Origin of the sequence: Burkholderia sp. Ax-1719 (genome assembly GCF_011753055.1) — a bacterium.
Lineage (GTDB): Bacteria > Pseudomonadota > Gammaproteobacteria > Burkholderiales > Burkholderiaceae > Paraburkholderia.
The window spans coordinates 149556-171397 of the sequence record NZ_VWWJ01000015.1; the positions used below are offsets into that span (position 1 = coordinate 149556).

20 protein-coding genes are annotated in these 21842 nt (G+C 65.4%); 9 read left to right on the plus strand and 11 right to left on the minus strand.

Annotated features, from left to right (window positions below):
* Positions 1–117: 117 nt before the first annotated feature.
* On the minus strand, positions 118–1902 hold the full coding sequence (argS, locus tag F3J17_RS23090; RefSeq protein ID WP_167064221.1) for an arginine--tRNA ligase: 1785 nt from the start codon (positions 1900–1902) through the stop codon (positions 118–120).
* Between the two features lie 293 nt (positions 1903–2195).
* On the opposite strand from argS, the gene F3J17_RS23095 reads away from it, so the two are divergent.
* Positions 2196–2522: a DUF1840 domain-containing protein gene (locus F3J17_RS23095; protein ID WP_167064224.1), complete on the plus strand. Its 327-nt coding sequence runs from the start codon at positions 2196–2198 to the stop codon at positions 2520–2522.
* Positions 2523–2618: 96 nt separating this feature from the next.
* Here the strand turns inward: F3J17_RS23095 and F3J17_RS23100 are convergent, their stop codons facing one another.
* The 7 genes from F3J17_RS23100 to F3J17_RS23130 all read right to left on the minus strand — a co-directional run bounded on the left by F3J17_RS23100 (position 2619) and on the right by F3J17_RS23130 (position 11221).
* Positions 2619–2834 (minus strand): acid-shock protein, encoded by a 216-nt coding sequence (locus F3J17_RS23100; protein WP_167064227.1) that lies wholly within the window; start codon positions 2832–2834, stop codon positions 2619–2621.
* 259 nt (positions 2835–3093) lie between these two features.
* Entirely contained in the window at positions 3094–5811 is a 2718-nt protein-coding gene (metH, locus tag F3J17_RS23105) for a methionine synthase (RefSeq protein ID WP_167064230.1), read from the minus strand.
* Positions 5812–5894: 83 nt separating this feature from the next.
* Positions 5895–6974, minus strand: coding sequence for a homocysteine S-methyltransferase family protein (locus F3J17_RS23110; protein WP_167064233.1), 1080 nt, complete (start codon positions 6972–6974; stop codon positions 5895–5897).
* Between the two features lie 235 nt (positions 6975–7209).
* Positions 7210–7467, minus strand: coding sequence for a DUF3567 domain-containing protein (locus F3J17_RS23115; protein WP_027815766.1), 258 nt, complete (start codon positions 7465–7467; stop codon positions 7210–7212).
* Between the two features lie 191 nt (positions 7468–7658).
* Entirely contained in the window at positions 7659–8498 is an 840-nt protein-coding gene (pcaD, locus tag F3J17_RS23120; RefSeq protein ID WP_167064236.1) for a 3-oxoadipate enol-lactonase, read from the minus strand.
* Between the two features lie 360 nt (positions 8499–8858).
* The gene (locus F3J17_RS23125) at positions 8859–10232 is read right to left on the minus strand and encodes a DUF3108 domain-containing protein (protein ID WP_167064239.1); all 1374 of its coding nucleotides are present in this window, start codon (positions 10230–10232) and stop codon (positions 8859–8861) included.
* Positions 10233–10303: 71 nt separating this feature from the next.
* The gene (locus tag F3J17_RS23130) at positions 10304–11221 is read right to left on the minus strand and encodes an IclR family transcriptional regulator (protein ID WP_167064242.1); all 918 of its coding nucleotides are present in this window, start codon (positions 11219–11221) and stop codon (positions 10304–10306) included.
* A gap of 120 nt (positions 11222–11341) precedes the next feature.
* Between F3J17_RS23130 and F3J17_RS23135 the strand changes: the two genes are divergently transcribed.
* The 5 genes from F3J17_RS23135 (at position 11342) to rfaE2 (ending at position 16198) form a co-directional block, all read left to right on the plus strand.
* The gene (locus F3J17_RS23135; RefSeq protein WP_167064245.1) at positions 11342–12334 is read left to right on the plus strand and encodes a fumarylacetoacetate hydrolase family protein; all 993 of its coding nucleotides are present in this window, start codon (positions 11342–11344) and stop codon (positions 12332–12334) included.
* Between the two features lie 63 nt (positions 12335–12397).
* Positions 12398–13225 carry an enoyl-CoA hydratase/isomerase family protein gene (locus F3J17_RS23140; protein ID WP_167064248.1) on the plus strand — a complete coding sequence of 276 codons (828 nt, stop codon included), beginning with the start codon at positions 12398–12400 and terminating at the stop codon, positions 13223–13225.
* Between the two features lie 95 nt (positions 13226–13320).
* Entirely contained in the window at positions 13321–14049 is a 729-nt protein-coding gene (locus F3J17_RS23145; protein WP_167064251.1) for a PhaM family polyhydroxyalkanoate granule multifunctional regulatory protein, read from the plus strand.
* Positions 14050–14721: 672 nt separating this feature from the next.
* Complete coding sequence (locus F3J17_RS23150) at positions 14722–15591, plus strand: acyl-ACP desaturase (protein ID WP_167064254.1); 870 nt, start codon at positions 14722–14724, stop codon at positions 15589–15591.
* A gap of 121 nt (positions 15592–15712) precedes the next feature.
* Complete coding sequence (gene rfaE2 / locus F3J17_RS23155) at positions 15713–16198, plus strand: D-glycero-beta-D-manno-heptose 1-phosphate adenylyltransferase (protein ID WP_167064257.1); 486 nt, start codon at positions 15713–15715, stop codon at positions 16196–16198.
* Positions 16199–16246: 48 nt separating this feature from the next.
* On the opposite strand, the gene F3J17_RS23160 is transcribed toward rfaE2, so the two are convergent.
* From F3J17_RS23160 to F3J17_RS23170, 3 genes are read right to left on the minus strand one after another with little or no spacing between them, the layout of a single operon-like run.
* A complete protein-coding gene (locus tag F3J17_RS23160) occupies positions 16247–16486 on the minus strand; it encodes a hypothetical protein (RefSeq protein WP_167064260.1) in 240 nt (79 codons plus the stop codon).
* A 49-nt stretch (positions 16487–16535) separates the two neighbouring features.
* Positions 16536–17342, minus strand: coding sequence for a type III pantothenate kinase (locus tag F3J17_RS23165; protein WP_167064263.1), 807 nt, complete (start codon positions 17340–17342; stop codon positions 16536–16538).
* Complete coding sequence (locus F3J17_RS23170; RefSeq protein WP_167064266.1) at positions 17339–18256, minus strand: biotin--[acetyl-CoA-carboxylase] ligase; 918 nt, start codon at positions 18254–18256, stop codon at positions 17339–17341. Before F3J17_RS23170 ends, F3J17_RS23165 begins: the two co-directional genes overlap by 4 nt.
* A gap of 381 nt (positions 18257–18637) precedes the next feature.
* On the opposite strand from F3J17_RS23170, the gene F3J17_RS23175 reads away from it, so the two are divergent.
* The 3 genes from F3J17_RS23175 to F3J17_RS23185 all read left to right on the plus strand — a co-directional run bounded on the left by F3J17_RS23175 (position 18638) and on the right by F3J17_RS23185 (position 21759).
* Positions 18638–19771, plus strand: coding sequence for an ABC transporter permease (locus tag F3J17_RS23175; protein ID WP_167064269.1), 1134 nt, complete (start codon positions 18638–18640; stop codon positions 19769–19771).
* Positions 19772–19812: 41 nt separating this feature from the next.
* Positions 19813–20694, plus strand: a complete 882-nt coding sequence (locus F3J17_RS23180; protein ID WP_167064362.1) for an ATP-binding cassette domain-containing protein — start codon at positions 19813–19815, stop codon at positions 20692–20694.
* Between the two features lie 99 nt (positions 20695–20793).
* On the plus strand, positions 20794–21759 hold the full coding sequence (locus F3J17_RS23185; protein WP_167064272.1) for an MlaD family protein: 966 nt from the start codon (positions 20794–20796) through the stop codon (positions 21757–21759).
* The last annotated feature ends 83 nt before the right edge of the window (positions 21760–21842 follow it).

Consider the following 21842-nt stretch of genomic DNA (forward strand, 5'->3'; position numbering starts at 1 on the left):
TGCAAACAAGAGTATTCCGGAACGGCGCGCCCAGGCGGGCACGCCCCAAACATGTCGTCATGCGTTTTGGACGGAGCGCCCGCGCGACGGCTGCCGCGCGGGTGGGCCAGGGCCGCTTTACATGCGCTCGGGAGCCGAGACGCCGATTACGGCGAGGCCGTTCGCCAGCACCTGGCGCGTGGCCGCGAGCAGCGCGACGCGCGCATCGCGCACGGCTGCGTCGTCCACGAGAACGCGTTCGGCATTGTAGAACGAGTGGAATTCAGCCGCGAGTTCACGCAGATAGAACGCCACGGCGTGCGGTGCGAGTTCCGCGGCGGCATGCGTGAGCATGTCGGGGAATTCGGCGAGTTTCGCGATGAGCGCGAGCGCGCGTTCGCTCGACAGCGGCGAGAGATCGACCGACGGCAGCGCGGCGAGGTTGCCGCCGTGCTTGCCTTGCCAGTCGCCGAGAATCGACGAGATACGCGCGTGCGCGTACTGCACGTAGTACACCGGGTTTTCGTCGTTTTCCTTCAGCGCGAGGTCGATGTCGAACACGAATTCGGTGTCGGCCTTGCGCGAGATGAGGAAGAAGCGCACGGCGTCGCGGCCGCGGCGGATGGTCGCTTCGTCGAGCAGATCCGGCGACACTTCGCTGCCCGGGTTCGCGCCGCCCGACCATTCGATCAGGTCGCGCACCGTCACGTAGCTGCCCGCGCGCTTGGAGATTTTCACCTCCGCGCCGTCGCGCATCACCGTGACCATCTTGTGCAGCACGTAGTCGGGGTAGCCCTTCGGAATGCCCACGCCCATGGCCTGGAGACCGGCGCGCACGCGCGCGATGGTGCCGTGGTGGTCGGAGCCCTGAATGTTGATGACCTTGGTGAAGCCGCGTTCCCACTTGGTGACGTGGTAAGCGACATCGGGCAGGAAGTACGTGTAGGTGCCGTCGGACTTGCGCATCACGCGGTCCTTGTCGTCGCCGTAGTCGGTGGTCTTGAGCCACAGCGCGCCGTCCTGCTCGTAGGTCTGGCCCGAAGCGATCAGCGCCTCGACGGTCTTCTCGACGCGGCCTTCCGTGTACAGCGACGACTCCAGGTAGTAGCGGTCGAACTTCACGCCGAAGGCCTGCAGATCCAGATCCTGCTCGTGGCGCAGGTAGGCCACGGCGAAGCGGCGGATCGCTTCGAGATTCTCGGGATCCTTCTCGCCCGTGACGGGCTCGCCGTCCTTGGCCGCGACGGTCTCGCCCGCGAGATAGTCGCGCGCGATATCGGCGATGTATTCACCGTTGTAGGCGGCTTCCGGCCACTCGGCGTCGCCGGGCTTGAAGCCGCGTGCGCGCGCCTGGGTCGAAACAGCGAGGTTGCCGATCTGCACGCCCGCGTCGTTGTAGTAGAACTCGCGATGCACGCCCCAGCCTTGCGAGGCCAGCACGTTCGAGATCGCGTCGCCCAGGGCCGCCTGACGGCCGTGGCCGACGTGCAGCGGACCGGTGGGGTTGGCCGAGACGAACTCGACCAGCACATGCTTGCCGGCGTCGCGCTGCGACTGGCCGAACGCGGCGCCTTCGGCGAACACGGCGTTCAGGACCGAGCGCTTGGCTTCGGCGCTCAGGCGCAGGTTGATGAAGCCGGGGCCGGCGACTTCGGCGTCGGCGACGAGGCCTGCGGCGGCGGGCAGCGCCTTCACGGCGTCGACGATCTGCTGGGCCAGCGCGCGCGGGTTGGCGCGCAGCGGCTTGGCCAGCTGCATCGCCACGTTGCAGGCGACGTCGCCGTGCGCGGCGACCTTCGGACGCTCGAGCGCGATGGCGGGCACGACGAATGCGGCCTCGGTGGCGCCTTCGGTGGCCTTCGCCACCTGGGCGACGGCGTCGGCGAGCAGAGTCTCCAGGGTGTGTTTCTGTGCGGGCAGCATGCTTGTTGCAGGTCCTGTGCGGGTAGTTTGGGTGCGGGGCCGCCCGCGTAGTCGCTAAGGCGGCGCGTGCCGTCGAATTCGGTGAGAGCGGGCTTGTCGTGCCGTCCGGCCGTATCGTCCTTTCGCAGCGTGCGCCGAACTGGCGCTTCAGCGTGCCGGACGGGCGTGCCGCGCCCTGCGGGTAATTCCGTTCAGACGGATTTTAGCAGGTGCTAATATGTGAAATGAGAAGCCCGGCAAGCGCGGGTTCCGGTCACAACGCGCTTAACCTAGAAAATCAAAAGGGAACAGTCATGCTGATTACGTTCAAATGCCACGCGTCGCCCGACGTGCTGATGCTCGACAGCCTCGCGCAATATCTCCTCGGCATTATTGGCAAGCGGCTGGGCGAGCGCGGTGTCATCACCCGCGAAGAACTCGACAGCGCCATCAGCAAGCTCGAATCAGCGATTGCCGTCGACAAAAAGGATCGCGCCGAGCACGACGGCCACTTCCACGAAGGCGAGGACGGTCGCGAGCCGCACGAACTGCCGCCGGGTCTCGCCCAGCGCGCGTTTCCCTTCCTCGACATGCTGCGCGCGGCGAAGAAGGAAGACAACGATATCGTCTGGGGCGTCTGAAGCGCGTCGCGCAGACTCCATCCCAAATGCAAAGAGCCCGCATCGAGCGGGCTCTTTTGTTTTGCGGCGTGGTTTGCCTGATCGGCCTGACCGGCCTTACTGGCTGGCGGCCGTCGGCTCAGCCGTTTCCGCAGCCGATGCCGCACCCTTCTTCATCTTCTTTTTCTTCGGCTTCTTCACGTGTTTTTCAGTGGGCGCCGAATACGACGACACGGCGCTCGACTCGTGCGGCGCGGAGGCCGGTTGCGCGAACGACGGCTGGGCGAGCGCGGCGACGCCAAAGGCGGTCAACATCAACATCAGCTTCTTCATACGATTGTTCTCCGTCGAGGTTGCTTCGATCTGTTTTTAAGGACTTGCTGATGAGCGAGCCGGCGCGCAACGAGGCGTTTTTTTGCCGCAATGCCTGGCCGCGCTTGGGCCACCTTGAGCCAAGGGTGATGCGCGGCCATCTTACAAAGCCGAAAAATTCCGTGCGCGAAATATTCAGGCTATCGGTTTGCGTATGTTCCGACTGTCGGGCCGCCACAACGATGTGCGGCCCGACTGCGCAAGACGGCCTGCGAGCGCCTTAGAGCAGCGGCGCGAGCGCGCGGCGCGCGTCTTCGGCGGAGAGCGCCATGCGCATGCCGAAATCGGTGAGCTGATCCTGGGCGATCTTGCCGACGGAGAAATACGTGCTGTCCGGATGCGCAAGGTAGAAGCCCGACACGCTGGCCGCCGGCAGCATCGCCAGCGACTCCGTCACGCTCATGCCGATCTCATTCGCCTGCAGCACCTCGAACATATCGCGCTTGACGAGGTGATCCGGGCACGCCGGATAGCCCGGCGCCGGACGGATGCCCGCGTACTTCTCGGCGATCAGCGCGTCGTTGTCGAGCGTTTCGCTGGCCGCATAGCCCCACAGATCGCGGCGCACGCGCGCGTGCAGCGCTTCGGCGAAGGCTTCCGCGAAGCGGTCGGCGAGCGCCTTGAGCATGATCGCGCTGTAGTCGTCGTGATCCTTCTCGAACTGCGCTTCCTTCACGTCCACGCCGATGCCCGCCGTGACCGCGAACATGCCGATGTAATCGGCCTTGCCCGACGACTTCGGCGCGATGAAGTCAGCCAGACAGCGGTTCGGACGCATCACGCCATCGACCACCGGACGCACCGACTGCTGACGCAGATTGCGCCACGTGAGCGCGACTTCCGTGCGCGATTCGTCGGTGTAGATCTCGATGTCGTCGTCATTCACCGTGTTGGCGGGCAAGAGCGAGAGCACGCCATTCGCCTGCAGCCAGCGGCCTTGAATCAGGCGCGACAGCATCGACTTCGCATCGGAGAACACCTTGCGCGCCGATTCGCCCACGATCTCGTCGTTGAGAATCTGCGGATACGGCCCGGCCAGATCCCAGGTCTGGAAGAACGGACCCCAGTCGATGTACTGCGCGAGGTCGTTCAGATCGTAGTTCTTGAACACGCGGCGGCCGATGAACTTCGGCTTCACGGGTTCGAAATTCGTCCAGTCGATCTTCGTCTTGTTGGCGCGCGCCTCTTCGAGCGTCACCATCGGCTGCGCCTTCTTGTTGGCGTGCTGCTCGCGAACGCGGTCGTAATCGGTTTTGAGATCGTCGATGTACTTCGCCGCGCCTTCGTCGGACAGCAGGCTCGATGCCACCGACACCGAACGCGACGCGTCCGGCACGTACACGACCGGGCCTTCGTAGTTCGGCGCGATTTTCACGGCCGTGTGCACGCGCGAGGTGGTCGCGCCGCCGATCAGCAGCGGAATCTTCTTCACGCGGAAATAGTCGTCGCGCTGCATTTCGGAGGCGACGTAAGCCATTTCTTCGAGCGACGGCGTAATCAGGCCCGACAGACCGATGATGTCCGCGCCCTCGACCTTCGCCTTGGCGAGAATCTCGTTGCACGGGACCATCACGCCCATGTTGACCACTTCGAAGTTATTGCACTGGAGCACCACCGACACGATGTTCTTGCCGATGTCGTGCACATCGCCCTTAACCGTCGCGATGACGATCTTGCCCTTCGCGCGCACGTCCGCGCCCGATTCGGCCAGCAGACGCTTTTCTTCCTCGATGAACGGGATCAGGTGGGCGACCGCCTGCTTCATCACGCGCGCCGACTTCACCACCTGCGGCAGGAACATCTTGCCCTGACCGAACAGGTCGCCGACGATGTTCATGCCGTCCATCAGCGGGCCTTCGATCACGTTGATCGGACGTCCGCCGCCGCCCATGATCTTCGCGCGCGCTTCTTCCGTATCTTCGACGATGAAGTTGGTGATGCCGTGCACGAGCGCATGCGCGAGACGCTTTTCGACCTCCTGATTGCGCCACTCCAGGTTCTCTTCCTTCTTGGCCGCGCCGGTCTTGAACTTGTCGGCGATTTCCAGCAGACGGTCGGTGGCGTCTTCGCGGCGGTTGAGCACCACGTCTTCCACGCGCTCGCGCAGTTCGGGATCGAGATCGGCATACACGCCGAGCTGGCCCGCGTTGACGATGCCCATGTCCATGCCCGCCTGAATGGCGTGGTAGAGGAACACGGTGTGGATCGCCTCGCGCACCGGGTCGTTGCCGCGGAACGAGAACGACACGTTCGACACGCCGCCGCTGATCTTCGCGTGCGGCAGATTCTGCTTGATCCAGCGCGTGGCTTCGATGAAGTCCACCGCGTAGTTGTTGTGCTCTTCGATGCCGGTGGCGACCGCGAAGATGTTCGGATCGAAGATGATGTCTTCGGGCAGGAAGCCCACTTCGTTCACCAGCACGTCGTACGAGCGCTTGCAGATCTCGATCTTGCGCTGGTAGGTGTCGGCCTGACCGGTTTCGTCGAAGGCCATCACGACGGCCGCGGCGCCGTAGCGGCGAATCAGTTTCGCGTGATGGATGAACGGCTCGCGGCCTTCCTTGAGCGAGATCGAGTTGACGATGGCCTTGCCTTGCACGCACTGCAGACCCGCCTCGATCACATCCCACTTCGACGAGTCGATCATGATCGGCACGCGCGCGATGTCGGGTTCCGAAGCGATCAGATTCATGAAGCGCACCATCGCCGCCTTCGAATCGAGCATCGCCTCGTCCATGTTGACGTCGATGATCTGCGCGCCGTTCTCGACCTGCTGGCGCGCAACCGCGAGCGCCTCGTCGAACTGGCCGTTGAGAATCATGCGCGCGAACGCCTTCGAGCCGGTCACGTTGGTGCGCTCGCCGACGTTGATGAAGAGCGTGCCTTCGTTGACGTTGAAGGGTTCGAGGCCGGAGAGGCGCAGGGTATGGTCAGTCATGGCGTGGGACTGGATCGTCGGATGTCGTGTTGAGTCGGCGTGGCTTCGGCTTGGCTTCGGTCGCGGGCGGGGATGCAGGCGAGTTACGCCGCGTCCCGATACTGCCCCGGCCAGCGGCGCGGCTTGATCGTTTCGAGCGCTTTGGCAATCGCCGCGATGTGCTCGGGCGTGGTGCCGCAGCAGCCGCCTGCCACATTCACGAGCCCCGCCGTGGCGAATTCCTTGAGCAGCGCCGAGGTATCGGCCGGCGTTTCGTCGAAGCCCGTGTCGCTCATCGGGTTAGGCAGACCGGCGTTCGGGTAGCACGAGACATACGTGTCGCACAGCTTGGCCAGTTCGGCGATGTACGGACGCATCAGCGCTGCGCCCAGCGCGCAGTTCAGGCCGAAAGTGAGCGGCCTGGCGTGACGCAGCGAATTCCAGAAGGCCTCGACGGTCTGGCCCGAGAGAATGCGGCCCGAGGCGTCCGTGACCGTGCCCGAGATCATGATCGGCAGGTTCTCGCCAGTGTCTTCGAACAGCTGGTCGAGCGCGAACAGGGCGGCCTTGGCGTTGAGCGTGTCGAAGATGGTCTCGACGAGGAACAGGTCACAGCCGCCGTCCATCAGCGCCTTGGCCTGCTCGTAGTAGGCCTTGCGCAGTTCCTCGAAAGTTACGTTGCGTGCGCCCGGGTCGTTCACGTCCGGCGAGATGCTGGCGGTCTTCGGCGTCGGGCCGATCGCGCCGGCGGCAAAGCGCGGCTTGTCCGGAGTGGAGTACTTGTCGCACGCGGCGCGCGCGAGTTTCGCCGATTCGAGGTTCATCTCGATGGCGAGTTCGCCCATGCCGTAGTCGTCCTGCGCCACCGTGGTTGCGCCGAACGTGTTGGTCTCGATGATGTCGGCGCCCGCGGCCAGATACTGCTCGTGAATCTCGCTGATGATCTGCGGCTGCGTGAGCGAGAGCAGTTCGTTGTTGCCCTTGATGTCGCGCGGATAGTCCTTGAAGCGCTCGACGCCGCCTTGACCACGATAGGCGGCTTCGTCGAGCTTGTAGCGCTGGATCATCGTCCCCATCGCACCGTCGAGGATCACGATGCGGGAGGCCAGCAGCGCGGGCAGCGAGGCTGCGCGCGTGTACGGCGTGGCACGAGGAGGCGTAGCGTGTTCGGCGGGCTGGTTCATGGGTGGCGGGCGCGCGAAAGCGCCGGTCGAGCTGGGAAACCCAATATTGTATCCGTAGCCGGGACGCCCCGCTGTCGCGGGCGTGGCGATCGGCCCCCAATGTCTTCGGCGAAAAGAAAGCCCCGCGCGGCGCGCGGCCGGGCGGGGCTTTCTGACGGGCGCGCCGCCATGAAGCGTGGGCGCGGGTGTTTTACTGCATGAGCGTGGGAGCCGTCATGCTGAGGGCCGCCACGTGTCAGTGCAGCACCACGGGTTGCTGCATGAGGCTGTCGAACTGTCCGAGGAATTCGTCCACCTCGTCGAGCGACTGATCCTCGTCCATCAGCTTCTGCACGTCTTCGCGAAAACGTGCCGCCATCACACCATCGATGAACAACTCGCGGCGCGCGTTCTTGTCGACAATTTCATAGCCGCCAGAGCGCATGGCGACGTGACCGTCCTGCGGGGGAAACTCGACAACGCAATAGTTCGGACTGTTGTAGATCATCTGCATGGCGACACTCCTTTTTCCTGTGCTCCCTCACTGCTTCTGTCGATACATGGAGCGTTCGATCTGGAATTCAAGGGGTGGGTCCCGCATCACCTCTTTTTCGGACTGCTCTCCCTCTACTTCCCCGTCTTTGATGCCTGCTTCGGTACGACAGTTCTGCGTGCCCTTTTTGAACTTCGATGAGCCTTGACCAACTACGGATTTCGCGGCGCTGCGGATGCAGGGTGCAATTGCTGGGCCTGTTGACGTAAAAACGTTTCCAGCAGGGCCGCGAAGCTATGGGAATCCTCAACCGGGGCCAGATGTGCGGCGTCGAGTGTTTCGAAACGTGCGCCGGAAATGGCCTGCGCGAGCGCTTCGGTGAGCGCGGGCGGCGTGCCGGTATCGTGGCGTCCCGCCACCGTGAGCGTCGGCACGCGCAACTGCGCGAGTCGTTCGTGAACGTCGAAGTCGCGCAGGGCCTCGCAGGCGCTTGCGTAGCCCTGCGCAGGCGTGCGTAATAAAACGTCGCAGATGCGGGCAACCGTATCGCGATTCGTGCGACGGAAATCGGCTGTGAACCAGCGCGCCATCGTCACGTCGGCAATCGCGCCCAGGCCTTCGCTGCGCACCAGCGCAGCGCGTTCGTTCCACGTCGCGCGTGCTTCGGGCGCGGTGCGGCTCGCGGTATCGCACAGCGTGAGCGAGAGCACGCGCGAGCGCGCTGATCCGGCGTGATCGAGCGCGAACTGCTGCGCGATCATGCCGCCCATCGACATGCCGACCAGATGCGTTTTTTCGATGTCTTTCGCATCGAGCAAAGCGGTGAGATCGGCGGCCAGTTCCTTGAAGCCGAATGGGCTGCGAGATATGGCACTCGCGCCATGGCCGCGCACGTCATAACGCAAGACGCGAAAGCGATGCCGGAAATGACCCGCAAGTGTGTCCCACACGGAGAGATCGCCGCCGAGCTGATGAATGAACGTCAGCGCGGGGCCGCCGCTGCGGTCTTCGAAGACGTAGCGCGTATCGATGCCATTGACAGTCGCTTGCATGCGTTCCTCCTTGGCCGGTGCGGTCGGGAGTCAGGCTGGTTGCGAGGTACTGCGTGGACGTCGTGCGTGTTTTGCAAACGGTATTGCAAAGTGCATCGCAAGCCGCGCGCCTGAAAGGCGCAAACGGGTGATTCGCGCAGCCGGGTGCGCCGGTGCGATGCGTGGCTCGAGCCTCCCTTCGAACGCTTTCCTCTGTTCTTTCTTGTGCTCGTCTCGGGCCGCGCGCGCATTCGATGCGGTTCGGATGCAGGGCGCTTCGATGATTTCCAGTATGCGCTATTTCGCGCGAACGTGCGGTCAGAAAGGCCGGTTTTGCGGCTCGCCGACGCAGTTGTTGTGCGCCTGTGTGCGGGAGGACGCTTAAGGGTGCATTGGCGCGTCGGCGGCCGGTTCGGGAAGCGTTTGCGGGGCTTGATCGGCAGGCGGCGCGAGGGCCGCTGCGGGCGTCGCGGTGCTGCTTGCGTCGTTCGATGCGGGTGCGGGCGGCGTGGGCGTTTGCGATGCCTGCGATGCCGCCGGAGCGCTCGCTGCAGACGTATCCGTCGCGTTCGCAGCGTTCGCAGCGCTCGAATCATCCGATGCTTTCGGCACGCTCAGCGCGCCATGCCACAGCAATTCGACTTCGGTGCCGTTGGGTTCGGTCTGCACGAGACGCACCGGCAGCCAGCCGAGCGCCGGCGCGAGCCACACGTCGATGCGGCGTTTGTCGCCATCGTGGCGCGGCAGACGCATGAAGTGGCGCGCCGTGACGTAGCCATGATCCGTGCTGACGGATTCGTCGCCGATGGTGGTGATCGGCCAGATTTCGCCGCTGTCGTTATCGGCCACGTAGAACTCTCGCGTGACGCCGGGCTTGTAGGTGTCGGGATCGCCGCGCACGAGGCTCGCAAGCTGCATCACCATGCTGAAGCGGTCCTGCGCGCCATCGGGCAAGGCGAGCGAATTCGGCGTGCGCGTGAAGACGATCTGCTTCTCTTTGCGATTGAACACCGTAAAGTCCGCGGGCCTGCGTCCGCGTTTTTCGATGTACTGGTCAGGCGCGAGACCGAATGCGTCGACGTGGCCGTGGCTCGTCCAGCTAAATGTGCCGACGAAAGGCAACGGAATCGATACGACCATTTCGTAGTGCTGGCCGTCGCTCTTCCAGTGGATCGTGCCCGGCGCGTTGCGGGCGCCGTTGAAGAAGGTGTCGTATTCGAGTTCGCCCGATGGTGGGACCTGGAACTTGACGCCGTGCGAGGCCTGCGTCGCCGGTGCATTCGGCGTGTTGCCGTTGTCCGGCGCGGCGGCTTGCGCCGTGCCGCTAGCGCTGCCCGAAGGCGAAGCGGCGGCGTCGGATGCGGCGGGATTCGATGCCGCTTCTGCGGGCGCGGCGGGTGCAGCGGGCGTTTTTGGATGCGCTTCGGGCGGCGTGAGCGCCTGCAGTGTGTGCGGCGGACTGGGCGCGCGTTTGGGCGGCGCGGGCCGCGAGGGCGCGGCAGGCTTCGCGGCGGGCGCAGCGGGTTTGGCCTGTTGCTCGATGCGTTCGGTTTTGAGCAGGCGCACCTGCACCGGCACATGCGCGGGCGCAACCGGCTGGGCGGTGTGATGACGTTCGAACCATTGCGCCGCGAGCCAGTGCAGCAGCGTCACCAGCACGAACGCCGCCACCCAGCGCCACGCGTTCGAGCGCTGGGGCGAGGTGGATGAAGTGAGCGAGTTAGACGCGTTTCGGTCGGCGGTGGAACGGGTCATTGAATCTTCGGGCCTGATCGCGGATTAGCGTTACTGTGACACGGCAAGCACGACCCACGCAGAAGCGGCGCTCAACGCTCCGCAGGGCTGTACCCCAATTCATACGAGAGCTTGCGTGCGCAGTCGCGCAAGGCCGTATCGACGGCGCCGTTCCATTCGCTCTCGAACGCGCCTTCGTGTCCCAGTGCGATCAGCCCGAGCGCGAGTTCGCCGCTCGCGTCGAACACCGGCGTGCAGAACGCGTGGATAGTCGGCAGCAGCATGCCTTCCACACGCGCTGCGCCGTGCTCGCGCACTTCGGCGAGCGTGGCTTCGAGCGCCTCGGCGCTGCGCGGCGTCGAGCCCCACGAGTAGTGCTGCGCGCTGCCAAGCTCGCGCTCGATCATCGGCGCGGTCTTGCTGCGCGGCAGGTAGGCCGCGAACAGCAGGCCCGTCGCGGAACTGAGCATTGGCATCACGTCGCCGAGTTTGAGCGACGCCTTGGCCGGATGGCTCGATTCCATCCAGTGCACCACGGTCGGCCCCTGGTTGCCCCAGACGGCGATGCCCACGGTGATGTCGAGTGCGTCGCGCAGTTCGGCCAGCGCGATGCGCGCGAGCTTCACGCCGTCGACGCGCGCAAGACGCGCCAACCCCAGTTGCAGCGCGAAGCCGCCCAGTTCGTAGCGGCCCGACACCGGGTCCTGCGCCACCACGCCCAGGCGCAGAAAACTCACTAGATAGCGGTGAGCTTTCGCAGGGCTCATGCCCGCGCGCTGCGCCAGGTCGCGCAGCATCATCGCGCGCGGCTCGCTGGTGAGCACGTCGAGCAGGCGAAAGCCCACTTCGATCGACTGGATGCCCGAGCGCAGCTTTTCTTCGCCGCCGTCGCCGGCGTCGTTCGTGGCGTCGTTTGCGCTGTCAGTCGACGCGTTGAGATCGTCGGGATCGACGCTGTCCTCCACGGAGGCGTCGGCGGAGCGGGACGATGAAGCGGAGCGGGTCGGCATACGAAGCGATGGCGTTAAAGTGCGCGAAGGTCGCGATGGCAGGAATGGCGCACGCCCTTGGGTCGCGCCGATTCACCATCGTAGAATACATTTCCTCTATCGTCACTCACGCCTCAATCCATGAAACTCGCCACGCTGAAGGACGGCACCCGCGACGGCCAGCTGATCGTCGTTTCCCGCGACCTGCGCAGCGCCGCCATTGCCGATGCGATCGCGCCCACGCTGCAACGCGTGCTCGACGACTGGCGCTTTTACGCGCCGCAACTGCTCGATCTGTACGAAGCGCTCAACCAGGGCCGCGCGCGCAACGCCTTCAGCTTCGATGCGCGCGACTGCATGGCGCCCCTGCCGCGCGCCTACCAGTGGGCCGACGGCTCGGCCTATGTGAACCACGTCGAACTCGTGCGCCGCGCGCGCGGGGCGGAAATGCCGCCCGAGTTCTGGACCGATCCGCTCATGTACCAGGGCGGCAGCGACGACTTCATCGGCCCGACTGACGACATCGTGTGCGGATCGGAAGCCTTCGGCATCGATTTCGAAGCGGAAGTGGCCGTCATCACCGGCGACGTGCCGATGGGCGCGAGCGCCGACGAAGCGCTCAAGCACGTGCGCCTGATCGCGCTGGCCAACGACGTTTCGCTGCGCAACCTGATTCCCGCCGAACTGGCCAAGGGCTTCGGCTTCTTCCAGAGCAAGCCGGCCACCTCGTTTTCGCCGGTGGTCGTCACGCCGGATGAACTGGGCGAGCACTGGCGCGAAGGCCGCGTGCATCTGCCGATGCTGGTCTACTGGAACAACAAGAAGGTGGGCCAGCCCGACGCGGGCACCGACATGGTGTTCCACTTCGGCCAGCTGATCGCGCACGCGGCGAAGACGCGCAATCTGCGTGCGGGCGCGATCGTGGGTTCGGGCACGGTGTCGAACAAGGATGCGAAGCGCGGCTACTGCTGTATCGCCGAAAAGCGCTGCCTCGAAACCATCGAGCACGGCGAAGCGCGTACGGAATTCATGAAGTTCGGCGACAGTGTGAAGATCGAAATGCTCGATCCGGCCGGCCAGTCGATTTTCGGTGCGATCGATCAGGCGGTGACGGCGCTGTCGGACGCGCAGTAAGCGACGATCAAGCGCTGACGCGGCACCGCGAAACACACAACAGAACAGACAGGAGACAGTGCCATGAACAACGATCCTTTTTACGCCCGCTATCACGCGCTGCACGTGCGGCGCCACGAGCACGGCATCGTCGAAATCGTGATGAGCGGCGAGGGCGCCAACAAGAGCGGCCTCGCCACCGCCGACGCGAATATGCACCGCGAACTCGCCGAAATCTGGCGCGATGTTGATCGCGATCCTGACGCGCGCGTGGCCGTGATTCGCGGCGAGGGCAAGGGCTTTTCGGCGGGTGGCGATCTTGCGCTCGTTGAGGACATGGCGCTGCACTTCGACGTGCGCGCACGCGTGTGGCGCGAAGCGCGCGACCTGGTCTACAACGTCATCAACTGCAGCAAGCCGATTGTTTCGGCGATGCACGGCCCGGCGGTGGGCGCGGGTCTGGTCGCCGGTTTGCTGGCCGATATTTCGATCGCCGCGAAGACTGCGCGCATCATCGACGGACACACGCGGCTGGGCGTCGCCGCGGGCGATCATGCGGCGATTGTCTGGCCGCTCCTGTGCGGCATGGCGAAGGCGAAGTACTACCTGCTGCTGTGCGAGCCGGTGAGCGGCGAAGAGGCGGAGCGCATCGGCCTGGTGTCGCTGGCCGTCGACGAAACCGATCTGCTGCCGAAGGCGTTCGAGGTGGCGAAGCGCCTGGCGAACGGTTCGCAGACGGCGGTGCGCTGGACCAAGTACGCGCTCAACAACTGGCTGCGCCAGGCGGGACCGAACTTCGATACGTCGCTGGCGCTGGAATTCATGGGCTTTTCCGGGCCGGACGTGCGCGAAGGCGTGCAGTCGCTGCGCGAGCGGCGCGCGCCTGAGTTTCCGGGCGGCGATCCGTTCTGAAGCACCGAGGCGCGCGGTATCATCGGCGCTATGCGCGCGGCGCACGACAGACTATTCCGACTGCAATGTAAGAGAGATTCGCGAGGGAGATTCGCATGACCGATTCAGCAGGCACCGTACCGCCGTTCCCGGGCTTTCCTGGCTTTCCGCCCGCCGAAATGCTCGACCGCATGTGGGGGATGATGCGCCTCACGCCGTTCGGCAGCGCCTTTCCCGGCAGCGAGCCGGGCGCGGCGCAAGGTTTCGGACAAGGACTCGGGCCGTCGCTGTCGATGATGTCCGACATGATGACGCCGCTCACCAACATCGAAGAACTCGACAAGCGCGTCACCGATCTGCGCGCGGTCGAGCAGTGGCTCAAGCTCAACCTGAACATGCTGCAGTCGGCGATCCAGGCGCTCGAAGTGCAGCGCGCGACGCTCTCGACGCTGCGTGCGTTCGGCGCGTTCGCGCAGTCGCAGATGAGCCCGCCGCCGGCGCATGAAGCACCTGCGCGCGAGGCGGCTGCGCCCGCGCGCGAAACTGCATCGTCAACGGGGGACGCCGAAGCATCGGCCGATGCGCCAGCAGGCTTCGACGCATCGGCATGGTGGAACCTGCTGCAATCGCAGTTCAACCAGCTCGCGCAGTTCGCGATGGCGCAACCGGCCGCGGCGGCGCAAGCCGCTCAAGCTGCGGCGGACGCTGCGAGTGCCGGCGCTGGAGAGGCGGCACGGGCAAAACCGGCGGCGAAGCGCAGCAGCAGTGGCGGCGCGAGCGCCGGTGCAGCGGCTGGGAAGACGACCGCGCGCGGGGCGAAGAAGGCGCCCGCGCGTTCGGAGTAAGGCGCGGGCCGCGTCCGGATCGGGCGCGGCATTTGCGACATGCAAGCGATGAATGGCGTTCGCTTGATGTATCGCAAATGGACGTCAGAGAGGGGCGCGGACGTGGCGCTGGGCCTTCCGCTGGTGCGCCAGAAGTGAAAGATCGCCGTGCTATCATCGTGTAAGGTATTTCCGACCGTCTCGTGGGCGTCAGGTTGTATTTGCGCATGCCGACCGACACCCGAGGCGTCCCCCGTTTGCTTCCGGTCAAAGAGAGCCAGCGTGTGCGCTTACGCCGCGGCAGCCGGCAGCAGTCGAAACAGGCGGGGACGGTGAGGGTGCCGTGCCGCGACAATCTGTCGCAGCGCGTGCGGGCGACCCTTGCTGGACGGTCCGTCAGTCCGCCGCGCGCCACGCGGGCGGGGCGGGCAGACGGCGCGGGCGGCTCCCCGCGGATTTCAGGCAGCCGGGTTCCAGGCATGGTTCAGCTACCCAGAACTCATCACGGCGCCATCCACATCGGCACGGCGGATTGCCGCTCGACAGGAAGTAATCTGTTTAGCGGGAGTGCAATTGCGTCTGGAAGGCCGGTTACCGCGTAAAATTAAATGCTTTTCGCCTGCCGGCCGCGTGAAGATACGCGCCGCGGGCAGCACGCTACGAAGTCGTCATGCGCAGAACAGGGGCGGGACTATGAACACGATGCTTTATCCGGAACTTTACAAATCGCTCGAATCGGTCCGTTGGGACATGGAAAAGGACATTCCCTGGGACAAGTTCGACGGCTCGCTTTTGACCGATGAGCAGGCCGCGACCATCAAGATGAACGCGATCACCGAATGGTCGGCGCTGCCGGCCACGGAAATGTTCCTGCGCGACAACCATCATGACAGCGACTTTTCCGCTTTCATGAGCGTCTGGTTCTTCGAGGAGCAGAAGCACTCGCTCGTGCTGATGGAATACCTGCGCCGCTTCAAGCCGGAAATGGTGCCCACGGAAGAAGAACTGCACGCCGTGCGTTTCACGTTCGATCCGGCGCCGCCGCTCGAAACGCTGATGCTGCACTTCTGCGGCGAGATCCGCCTGAACCACTGGTATCGCCGCGCGGCCGAATGGCACACGGAACCGGTCATCAAGGCCATCTACGAAACCATTTCGCGCGATGAAGCCCGCCACGGCGGCGCTTACCTGCGCTACATGAAGAAGGCGCTGAACAACGCCGGCGACGTCGCGCGTGCGGCTTTCGCGAAGATCGGTGTCCTGATGGCTTCGGCGCGCCGCACCGAAAAGCCGCTGCACCCGACCAACCTGCACGTGAACCAGTCGCTGTTTCCGCGCGACACCATCCAGTCGCGCCTGCCGGATCCGGAATGGCTCGAACGCTGGCTCGACGAGCAGATCCGTTTCGACGACGGCTGGGAAAAGAAGGTGGTTGAGCGCATCCTGCACAACCTGTCGATCCTGTTCGAACGCACCTTCAGCACGGCGCAGGAACTGAACCGCTACCGCAAGGAAGTGGTGCAGCGTCTGCAGGCCGAACAGGGCGCGCAGCAGCCGGCCTGATAGCAGCAGAACAGCCAGAAAGCACTGAACGAAACGGCCCGGCACGCGCAAGCGTCCGGGCCGTTTTGTCGAATCGCCAGACCGGTTCACATCAAGTCAACTTCAATTCGAGTCACATCCGATGCCCGCTTCCTTCGAACGCAAGATCACAACCCGCGACGCGCTCGCGCAACTGCGCGCCTCGCTGGCAGGTCCCGTGGTGTTCACCAACGGCGTTTTCGACATTCTGCATCGCGGCCACGTCACCTATCTCGCCGATGCGAAGGCGCTGGGCGCGACGCTCATCGTCGGCGTGAATAGCGATGCTTCGGTGAAGATGCTCGGCAAGGGCGACGATCGTCCCATCAACAACGAAAACGATCGCATGGCGCTGCTGGCGGCGCTGGAAAGCGTGGACTACGTGGTGCAGTTCACGGAGCGCACGCCGATCGAGCTGATCGAGGCCGTGCGTCCGGACATCCTCGTGAAGGGCGGCGACTACGACATGGATGCGCTGCCGGAATCGGCGCTGGTGCGCAGCTGGGGCGGCAAGGCGCTGGCGATCGCGTTCGAGCACGATCGCTCGACTACCAAGCTGCTGCAGAAGGTGCGCGCGCAACAGGACTGATTGCGCGAGCGGTGCCCCTCAGAGTTTGATGCTGATTGGATAGCTGGCTTATTGAGTCAGCGTCGTCGCCTGGATGGACGGGTCCGCGACCGGGCCGCCCACGATGGGCACGTCCACCGATTCGGACGGCCTGATAGCCCGCACGCTCAGGCCTTCCGGATGGATCTGCCGGCTCAGTTGTTTGCGATCGAGCGTGCCCGAGGCGGGCGGCGGACCGAAGAATCCGCGAATCGCCCCAAGGGCGAGCAGGTTGCCGAGAATCAGGAGGGCGATCAGGCCGCGCAGCATCGTATGAGACTCCGTCGATATCGTTATTGAGAGCGTGTGCAAGGCACGCTCAGCGTTGCACTGCGGATTGTGCTGCGATCAGCGCAAGACCGGCGAGAACCAGCGCGTCGTGGCGAGTATGCGGCACCTTGAGCGCCGCTGACGCCTGCGCGGCCGCGCCGCCGCTCACCACCAGCCGCACCGGCATTTTCCACGCATCCTGCAGGTCTGCCCACGCGCGCTCGACGAGGCTCGCCTGCGCGAGCGCGCAGCCGGAAGCGATCGAACGTTTCGTGTCGGTGGCGAAGAGCGAAGAAGCGTCGCTCTGCGTCGCTGCGCCGCCCGGTGCATTCTGCGCATCGAGTACGGGCAGTTGCGCGGTATGTTCGCCCAGCGAGCGCATCATCAGCGACCAGCCCGGCGCGATCAGGCCGCCGACGAAGGTGCCGTCGGCGCGCAGCGCTTCGAGCGTGGTGGCCGTGCCGAAAGTGGCGATCAGCAGCGGTTCGCCGGGAAACGCCGCGCGTGCGCCGATCATCCCGGCCCAGCGGTCGCTGCCGAGCGAATCGGGCGTCGTGTAGCTGTTGGTCACGCCACATTGCTGCTGCGTCGAGCGGATCACCGTGCGCGCCAGACCTGGCCAGCGCGCGTCGAGCGCGGCATCGATATGCCGCGCGACGGTTGCGCCCGCCACGTTCGAGATCCACGCGCTGGCGGGCGTCGCCACCGCCGACCAATCCGCGAAATCGCTGTCATGACTGGCCGCGCCGGAATCCAGCCGCGCGCCGTCGGCGGCAACCAGCGCCCACTTGATCCGGCTATTGCCGGCATCGATCAACAGAAACGGTGGCGTCCCGGCGTGTTGCGCGCCGCTCATGCGCCGCCGCCCGCCAGGCGCAGCGAGACATCGCCGGTCGTGACCGATTCGCGGCCGTGCGCGGTGTCGACCAGTAACTGGCCGCTTTCGTCCACGCCCACCGCCACGCCGCGCATCAGTTCCGCGCCCTGTTCATAGAGCGCGATCTCGCGGCCCGCGTAGGCGTGGCAAGCGTTCCAGCGCGCCTGGAAGGCCGCGAAGCCGTGCGCGCCAAAGCGTTCGAGCGCGCCTTCGAGCGCGTTGAGTTCGGCGGCCAGCACATCGGTGAGATTCGCGGCGGGCCAGACGCGCGAGAGCGCGGTAGGCGTCGTGCCGGGCACCGGCGCGGCTTGCTGCGCAGCGGCGTCAGCGTTGAGCGCTTCGACTTTCTTTGTCAGCGCGTCCGCGCCGCGCACATTGGTGCCGATGCCGATCACCACCGCCGACGCATCCGGCGTGCTCCACGCGCTTTCCACGAGGATCCCCACCAGCTTGTCGCCTTCGAGCAGGACGTCGTTCGGCCATTTCAGCGCGATCTGGCCGGGCGCGGCCACGGGCAGCGTGCGCAGACCGTCCACCAGCGCCGAACCGATCGCAAGACTCAGCCCCGCCAGTCCTTCGAGCGGGCGCGGCAGCACGCAGGCGAGCGAGAACAGCAGCGCGTCGCCGGGCTGCGCCACCCAGCTGCGCCCGCGACGGCCGCGGCCAGCGGTCTGCAGATAGGCCACGCGCACGATGGGGCGCGCGAGTGCGTCGGCGCGATGCGGCAGTGCCTTGAGGCGCGCCATCAGGTCGGCGTTGGTCGAGCCGGTTTCCTCGACGATCTCGATCGGCCAGTCGTTCGCGGCGGGGCCGAACAGCGTGACCGCACGGTCGCGGTCGATGCGCCAGTCGTCGGCGCGCGGAGTCTCGGGGGACGGGGGAGTAGCGTTCATGGTGCGTATTGTAGTGGCTCGCCCGCGCTCTGACGGAGGCAATCAGGCGCAATCCGGCGACGAAGTCCGGGCAGCGCTCGGGGGAGAAATTTGCTGATTTTTTGTGCAATTCACAGCCGATCCACAGGCCGCAAACAGGAAATCCACAGAACTATCCACAGGCTCGGCCTGGCGATAAGTCACTCGACCGTCTAAAAAGACGCTAACTGTCTGATCGATTCGTGAGAATTTCCCATCATGCCCACAGGCTGCCAACTGGTCATCCACAGAATTATCCACAGCCGTCCGGGCGTGGGCGCGACGGTGTGCGTCCGCACCGCCGAAACAGGGCGCGTTCGCTACAATGACTGATCTCAAATCTCCACACCCGAGCGCCCCGCCTTGACTCAAGAGACGCCGCCCGGCCTCGACATCGCGGCCGGCAATCAGGGAAAAATCGTGCGCCTGTCCGGCCAGTGGACGGCGCTTGCGCTCGCGCGCGACCGTGAACAGGGCGGCGCCGTGCGCAGACTGCGCGCACTCGCTGGCGAGCGCATCGGCCAGTGGGATCTGTCGAAAGTCGAGCGCATGGATCACGTCGGCGGCCAGGCGCTCTGGCGCTTCTGGGGCCACAAGCTGCCCGCCGATCTGGTGGCGCTTTCCGACACCCAGCGCGATATCTTCGAGCGCATCGCGCTGCTCGATTCCGTGCGCGAGCCGGCCGAACGCGTGGTGCGCGTCGATCCCATCACGCAGCTGGGTCTGGGCATCTTCTCGTTCTGGGATCATCTGTACGGCGGCCTGGCGATGCTCGGGCGCGTGGTGCTCGATCTGCTCTTTATCTTGCGCAAGCCCAGGGCCACGCCGTGGGTGGAGATCTCGGCGAACGTCTATAACGCAGGGGCGCGCGCCTTGCCGATCACGGCGATGGTGGCGTTCCTGATCGGCATCGTGCTGTCGTATCTGTCGGCGCAGCAGTTGCGCCTCTTTGGCGCGAACCAGTTCATCGTCAATATCCTGGGCCTCGCGGTGATCCGCGAACTCGGGCCGGTGCTGGCGGCGATCCTCGTGGCCGGGCGCTCCGGCTCCGCCATCACCGCGCAGATCGGTGTGATGCGCGTGACCGAAGAACTCGACGCCATGCGCGTGATGGGGATTTCGCACGGGCTGCGGCTGATCCTGCCGCGCGTGATCGCGCTGGGCGTGGCCATGCCGCTGCTGGTGATCTGGACCGACATCATCGCGCTGCTGGGTGGGGCGCTGGCGGCCAAGGCGGTGCTGGGCATCGATATGTCGTGGTTTATCCGTTCGCTGCCGAGCGTGGTGCCGATCGCCAATCTCTGGATCGGTCTCGGCAAGGGCGTGGCGTTCGGCATGCTGGTGGGCATCGTCGGCTGCCACTTCGGCTTTCGGATCAAGGCGAATTCGCAGAGTCTCGGCGAAGGCACGACCACTTCGGTCGTGACCTCGATCACCATCGTGATCCTCGCCGACGCCGTGTTCGCGATCCTGTTCCAGAACGTGGGGCTGTCATGAGTACGAGTTTGAGCACACTCGCGACCAACACGACGGGCACGCTGAGCACGCCGCTGCGCGAAGCCGTCGCCGATCTGCCGCTGCCCGCCATCGGCGAGCCGATCATCGAGGTGCGCAATCTCAGCAAACGCTATGGGCGCAACATCGTCCATCAGCATCTGAATCTGGAAATCCGGCGCGGCGAGATCGTCACCATCGTGGGCGGCTCGGGCTCCGGCAAGACCACGCTGGTGCGGCAGATTCTGGGGCTGGAGCGGCCCACGTCCGGCACCATCAAGATGTTCGGCGAGGACATTTCGCAGATCGAGCCGGAACGCGCGCGCCTCATGCGCACGCGCACGGGCATGCTGTTCCAGCACGGCGCGCTGTTTTCGTCGCTGTCGGTGTTCGACAACATTGCGCAGCCGGTGCGCGAGCTGGGCAAGGTGCCGCCTGACCTGCTGCGCGACATCGTCATGCTCAAGCTGGAGATGGTGGGCCTGCCGTGCAAGCACGCCTCCAAGATGCCGGCTGCGCTCTCCGGCGGCATGGTCAAGCGCGTGGGTCTCGCGCGCGCGATCGTGCTGGAGCCGGAACTGCTGTTTCTCGACGAACCGACGGCAGGGCTCGACCCGCGCTCGTCGGACGAAGTGGTGGAGCTGATCAGCACGCTGCACCGGGCGCTGGGCCTGACCGTGGTGCTCATCACCCACGATCTGGACGCGATGGTGGCGCTGTCCACGCGCGTGGCCGTGCTGGCCGAGCGCAAGGTGCTGTTGGCCGCGCCTGTGGAGGAAGCGGCCTGCGTGGACGATCCGTTCATCCGCGAATACTTTCTGGGCATGCGTGGACGCCGCGCGCTGCAGGCGCTGCCGCCCGAGCGCCGCGCGAAGCTGCCCGCGGCGGCGCTGGCGTCGGCATCGGTGGGCGCCAAGCCGTGCTGAATCCGCTGCTGAACCTGCTGCTGAACCTTTGAGCATGTTGAAGAAGATGCCGGTCCTGCCGCGTGAGCGCGCGCCGGCCGTCGACAAGGAAATCTGACGATGGAAAACAAACCGCATGCGTTCTGGGCCGGCCTCTTCACGATCGGTCTGCTGGCTGCGATCGCGCTGGCGGTCTTCTTCTTCAGCGCCGATCATCGGGTGCGCGTGCCTTATGACCTGATTTCGCACAGCAGCGTAACCGGGCTGTATCCGGACGCCGCCGTGCGCTATCGCGGCATCGACGTGGGCAAGGTGCAGTCGATCCAGTTCGACCCGCATCAACCGGGCGCGATCCGCATCCGCGTGCTGATCGACCAGAAAGCGCCGATGACGCGCTCGACCTTCGGCACGCTCGCGCTCCAGGGCGTGACGGGCATCGCCTTCGTGCAACTCGACGACAACAATCTCGATCTGTCGCCGCTGCCGTCGTCGGAAAAGCAGGTGGCGGAAATCCCGCTGCGTCCCGGCCTGCTCGACCAGCTCCAGCGGCGCGGCGATGCGCTGCTGCGCAAGCTCGACAACATCGCCAGCGACGTGGACGCGATGCTCAGCGAAGACAACCGCAAGCAGGTGATGCAGACGGTGGCGACGCTGCAGCAGGCCGCGAGCAGCGTGAACGTGCTGGCGCAACAACTGCAGCCCACCACCCAGCGTCTGCCCGGCGCGGTGGCCGATCTGCAGAAGACGCTGGAATCGACCAATCAGCTCGTCACGATGCTGAACCGTCCGGACGGCCCGTTCCAGGTCAACCTGAACAAGGCCGGCACGGCGGCGCAGCAAGCCGGTCAGGCGCTGGCGTCGATGAACGAGTCGATTCAGGAACTGTCCGCGCGCGTGGGTTACGACACGCTGCCGCGGGTCGATTCGCTGACCGATGACGTGCGTTCCGCGATGCGCTCGGTGGACCGCGCGGCCGGGACGTTCACGACCAGCCCGCGCAGCCTGCTGTTTGGCGGCGCGCCGCTGCCCGCGCCGGGACCCGGAGAACCGGGTTTCTCGTGGCCGGCCGGTTCGGCTGGAAAATAGGGCGCGGCCCCGGACGTCCTCACGCATTCCCGATCGGCGCGGTCTGGCGAATTTTGTGAGGATTCGCGCGAACTGTGGCGCTG

Bases quoted from the DNA above. Each gene is read 5' to 3' on its own strand.
- argS (WP_167064221.1), bottom strand. From the start codon at position 1,902: ATGCTGCCCGCACAGAAACACACCCTGGAGACTCTGCTCGCCGACGCC.
- F3J17_RS23095 (WP_167064224.1), top strand. From the start codon at position 2,196: ATGCTGATTACGTTCAAATGCCACGCGTCGCCCGACGTGCTGATGCTC.
- F3J17_RS23100 (WP_167064227.1), bottom strand. From the start codon at position 2,834: ATGAAGAAGCTGATGTTGATGTTGACCGCCTTTGGCGTCGCCGCGCTC.
- metH (WP_167064230.1), bottom strand. From the start codon at position 5,811: ATGACTGACCATACCCTGCGCCTCTCCGGCCTCGAACCCTTCAACGTC.
- F3J17_RS23110 (WP_167064233.1), bottom strand. From the start codon at position 6,974: ATGAACCAGCCCGCCGAACACGCTACGCCTCCTCGTGCCACGCCGTAC.
- F3J17_RS23115 (WP_027815766.1), bottom strand. From the start codon at position 7,467: ATGCAGATGATCTACAACAGTCCGAACTATTGCGTTGTCGAGTTTCCC.
- pcaD (WP_167064236.1), bottom strand. From the start codon at position 8,498: ATGCAAGCGACTGTCAATGGCATCGATACGCGCTACGTCTTCGAAGAC.
- F3J17_RS23125 (WP_167064239.1), bottom strand. From the start codon at position 10,232: ATGACCCGTTCCACCGCCGACCGAAACGCGTCTAACTCGCTCACTTCA.
- F3J17_RS23130 (WP_167064242.1), bottom strand. From the start codon at position 11,221: ATGCCGACCCGCTCCGCTTCATCGTCCCGCTCCGCCGACGCCTCCGTG.
- F3J17_RS23135 (WP_167064245.1), top strand. From the start codon at position 11,342: ATGAAACTCGCCACGCTGAAGGACGGCACCCGCGACGGCCAGCTGATC.
- F3J17_RS23140 (WP_167064248.1), top strand. From the start codon at position 12,398: ATGAACAACGATCCTTTTTACGCCCGCTATCACGCGCTGCACGTGCGG.
- F3J17_RS23145 (WP_167064251.1), top strand. From the start codon at position 13,321: ATGACCGATTCAGCAGGCACCGTACCGCCGTTCCCGGGCTTTCCTGGC.
- F3J17_RS23150 (WP_167064254.1), top strand. From the start codon at position 14,722: ATGAACACGATGCTTTATCCGGAACTTTACAAATCGCTCGAATCGGTC.
- rfaE2 (WP_167064257.1), top strand. From the start codon at position 15,713: ATGCCCGCTTCCTTCGAACGCAAGATCACAACCCGCGACGCGCTCGCG.
- F3J17_RS23160 (WP_167064260.1), bottom strand. From the start codon at position 16,486: ATGCTGCGCGGCCTGATCGCCCTCCTGATTCTCGGCAACCTGCTCGCC.
- F3J17_RS23165 (WP_167064263.1), bottom strand. From the start codon at position 17,342: ATGAGCGGCGCGCAACACGCCGGGACGCCACCGTTTCTGTTGATCGAT.
- F3J17_RS23170 (WP_167064266.1), bottom strand. From the start codon at position 18,256: ATGAACGCTACTCCCCCGTCCCCCGAGACTCCGCGCGCCGACGACTGG.
- F3J17_RS23185 (WP_167064272.1), top strand. From the start codon at position 20,794: ATGGAAAACAAACCGCATGCGTTCTGGGCCGGCCTCTTCACGATCGGT.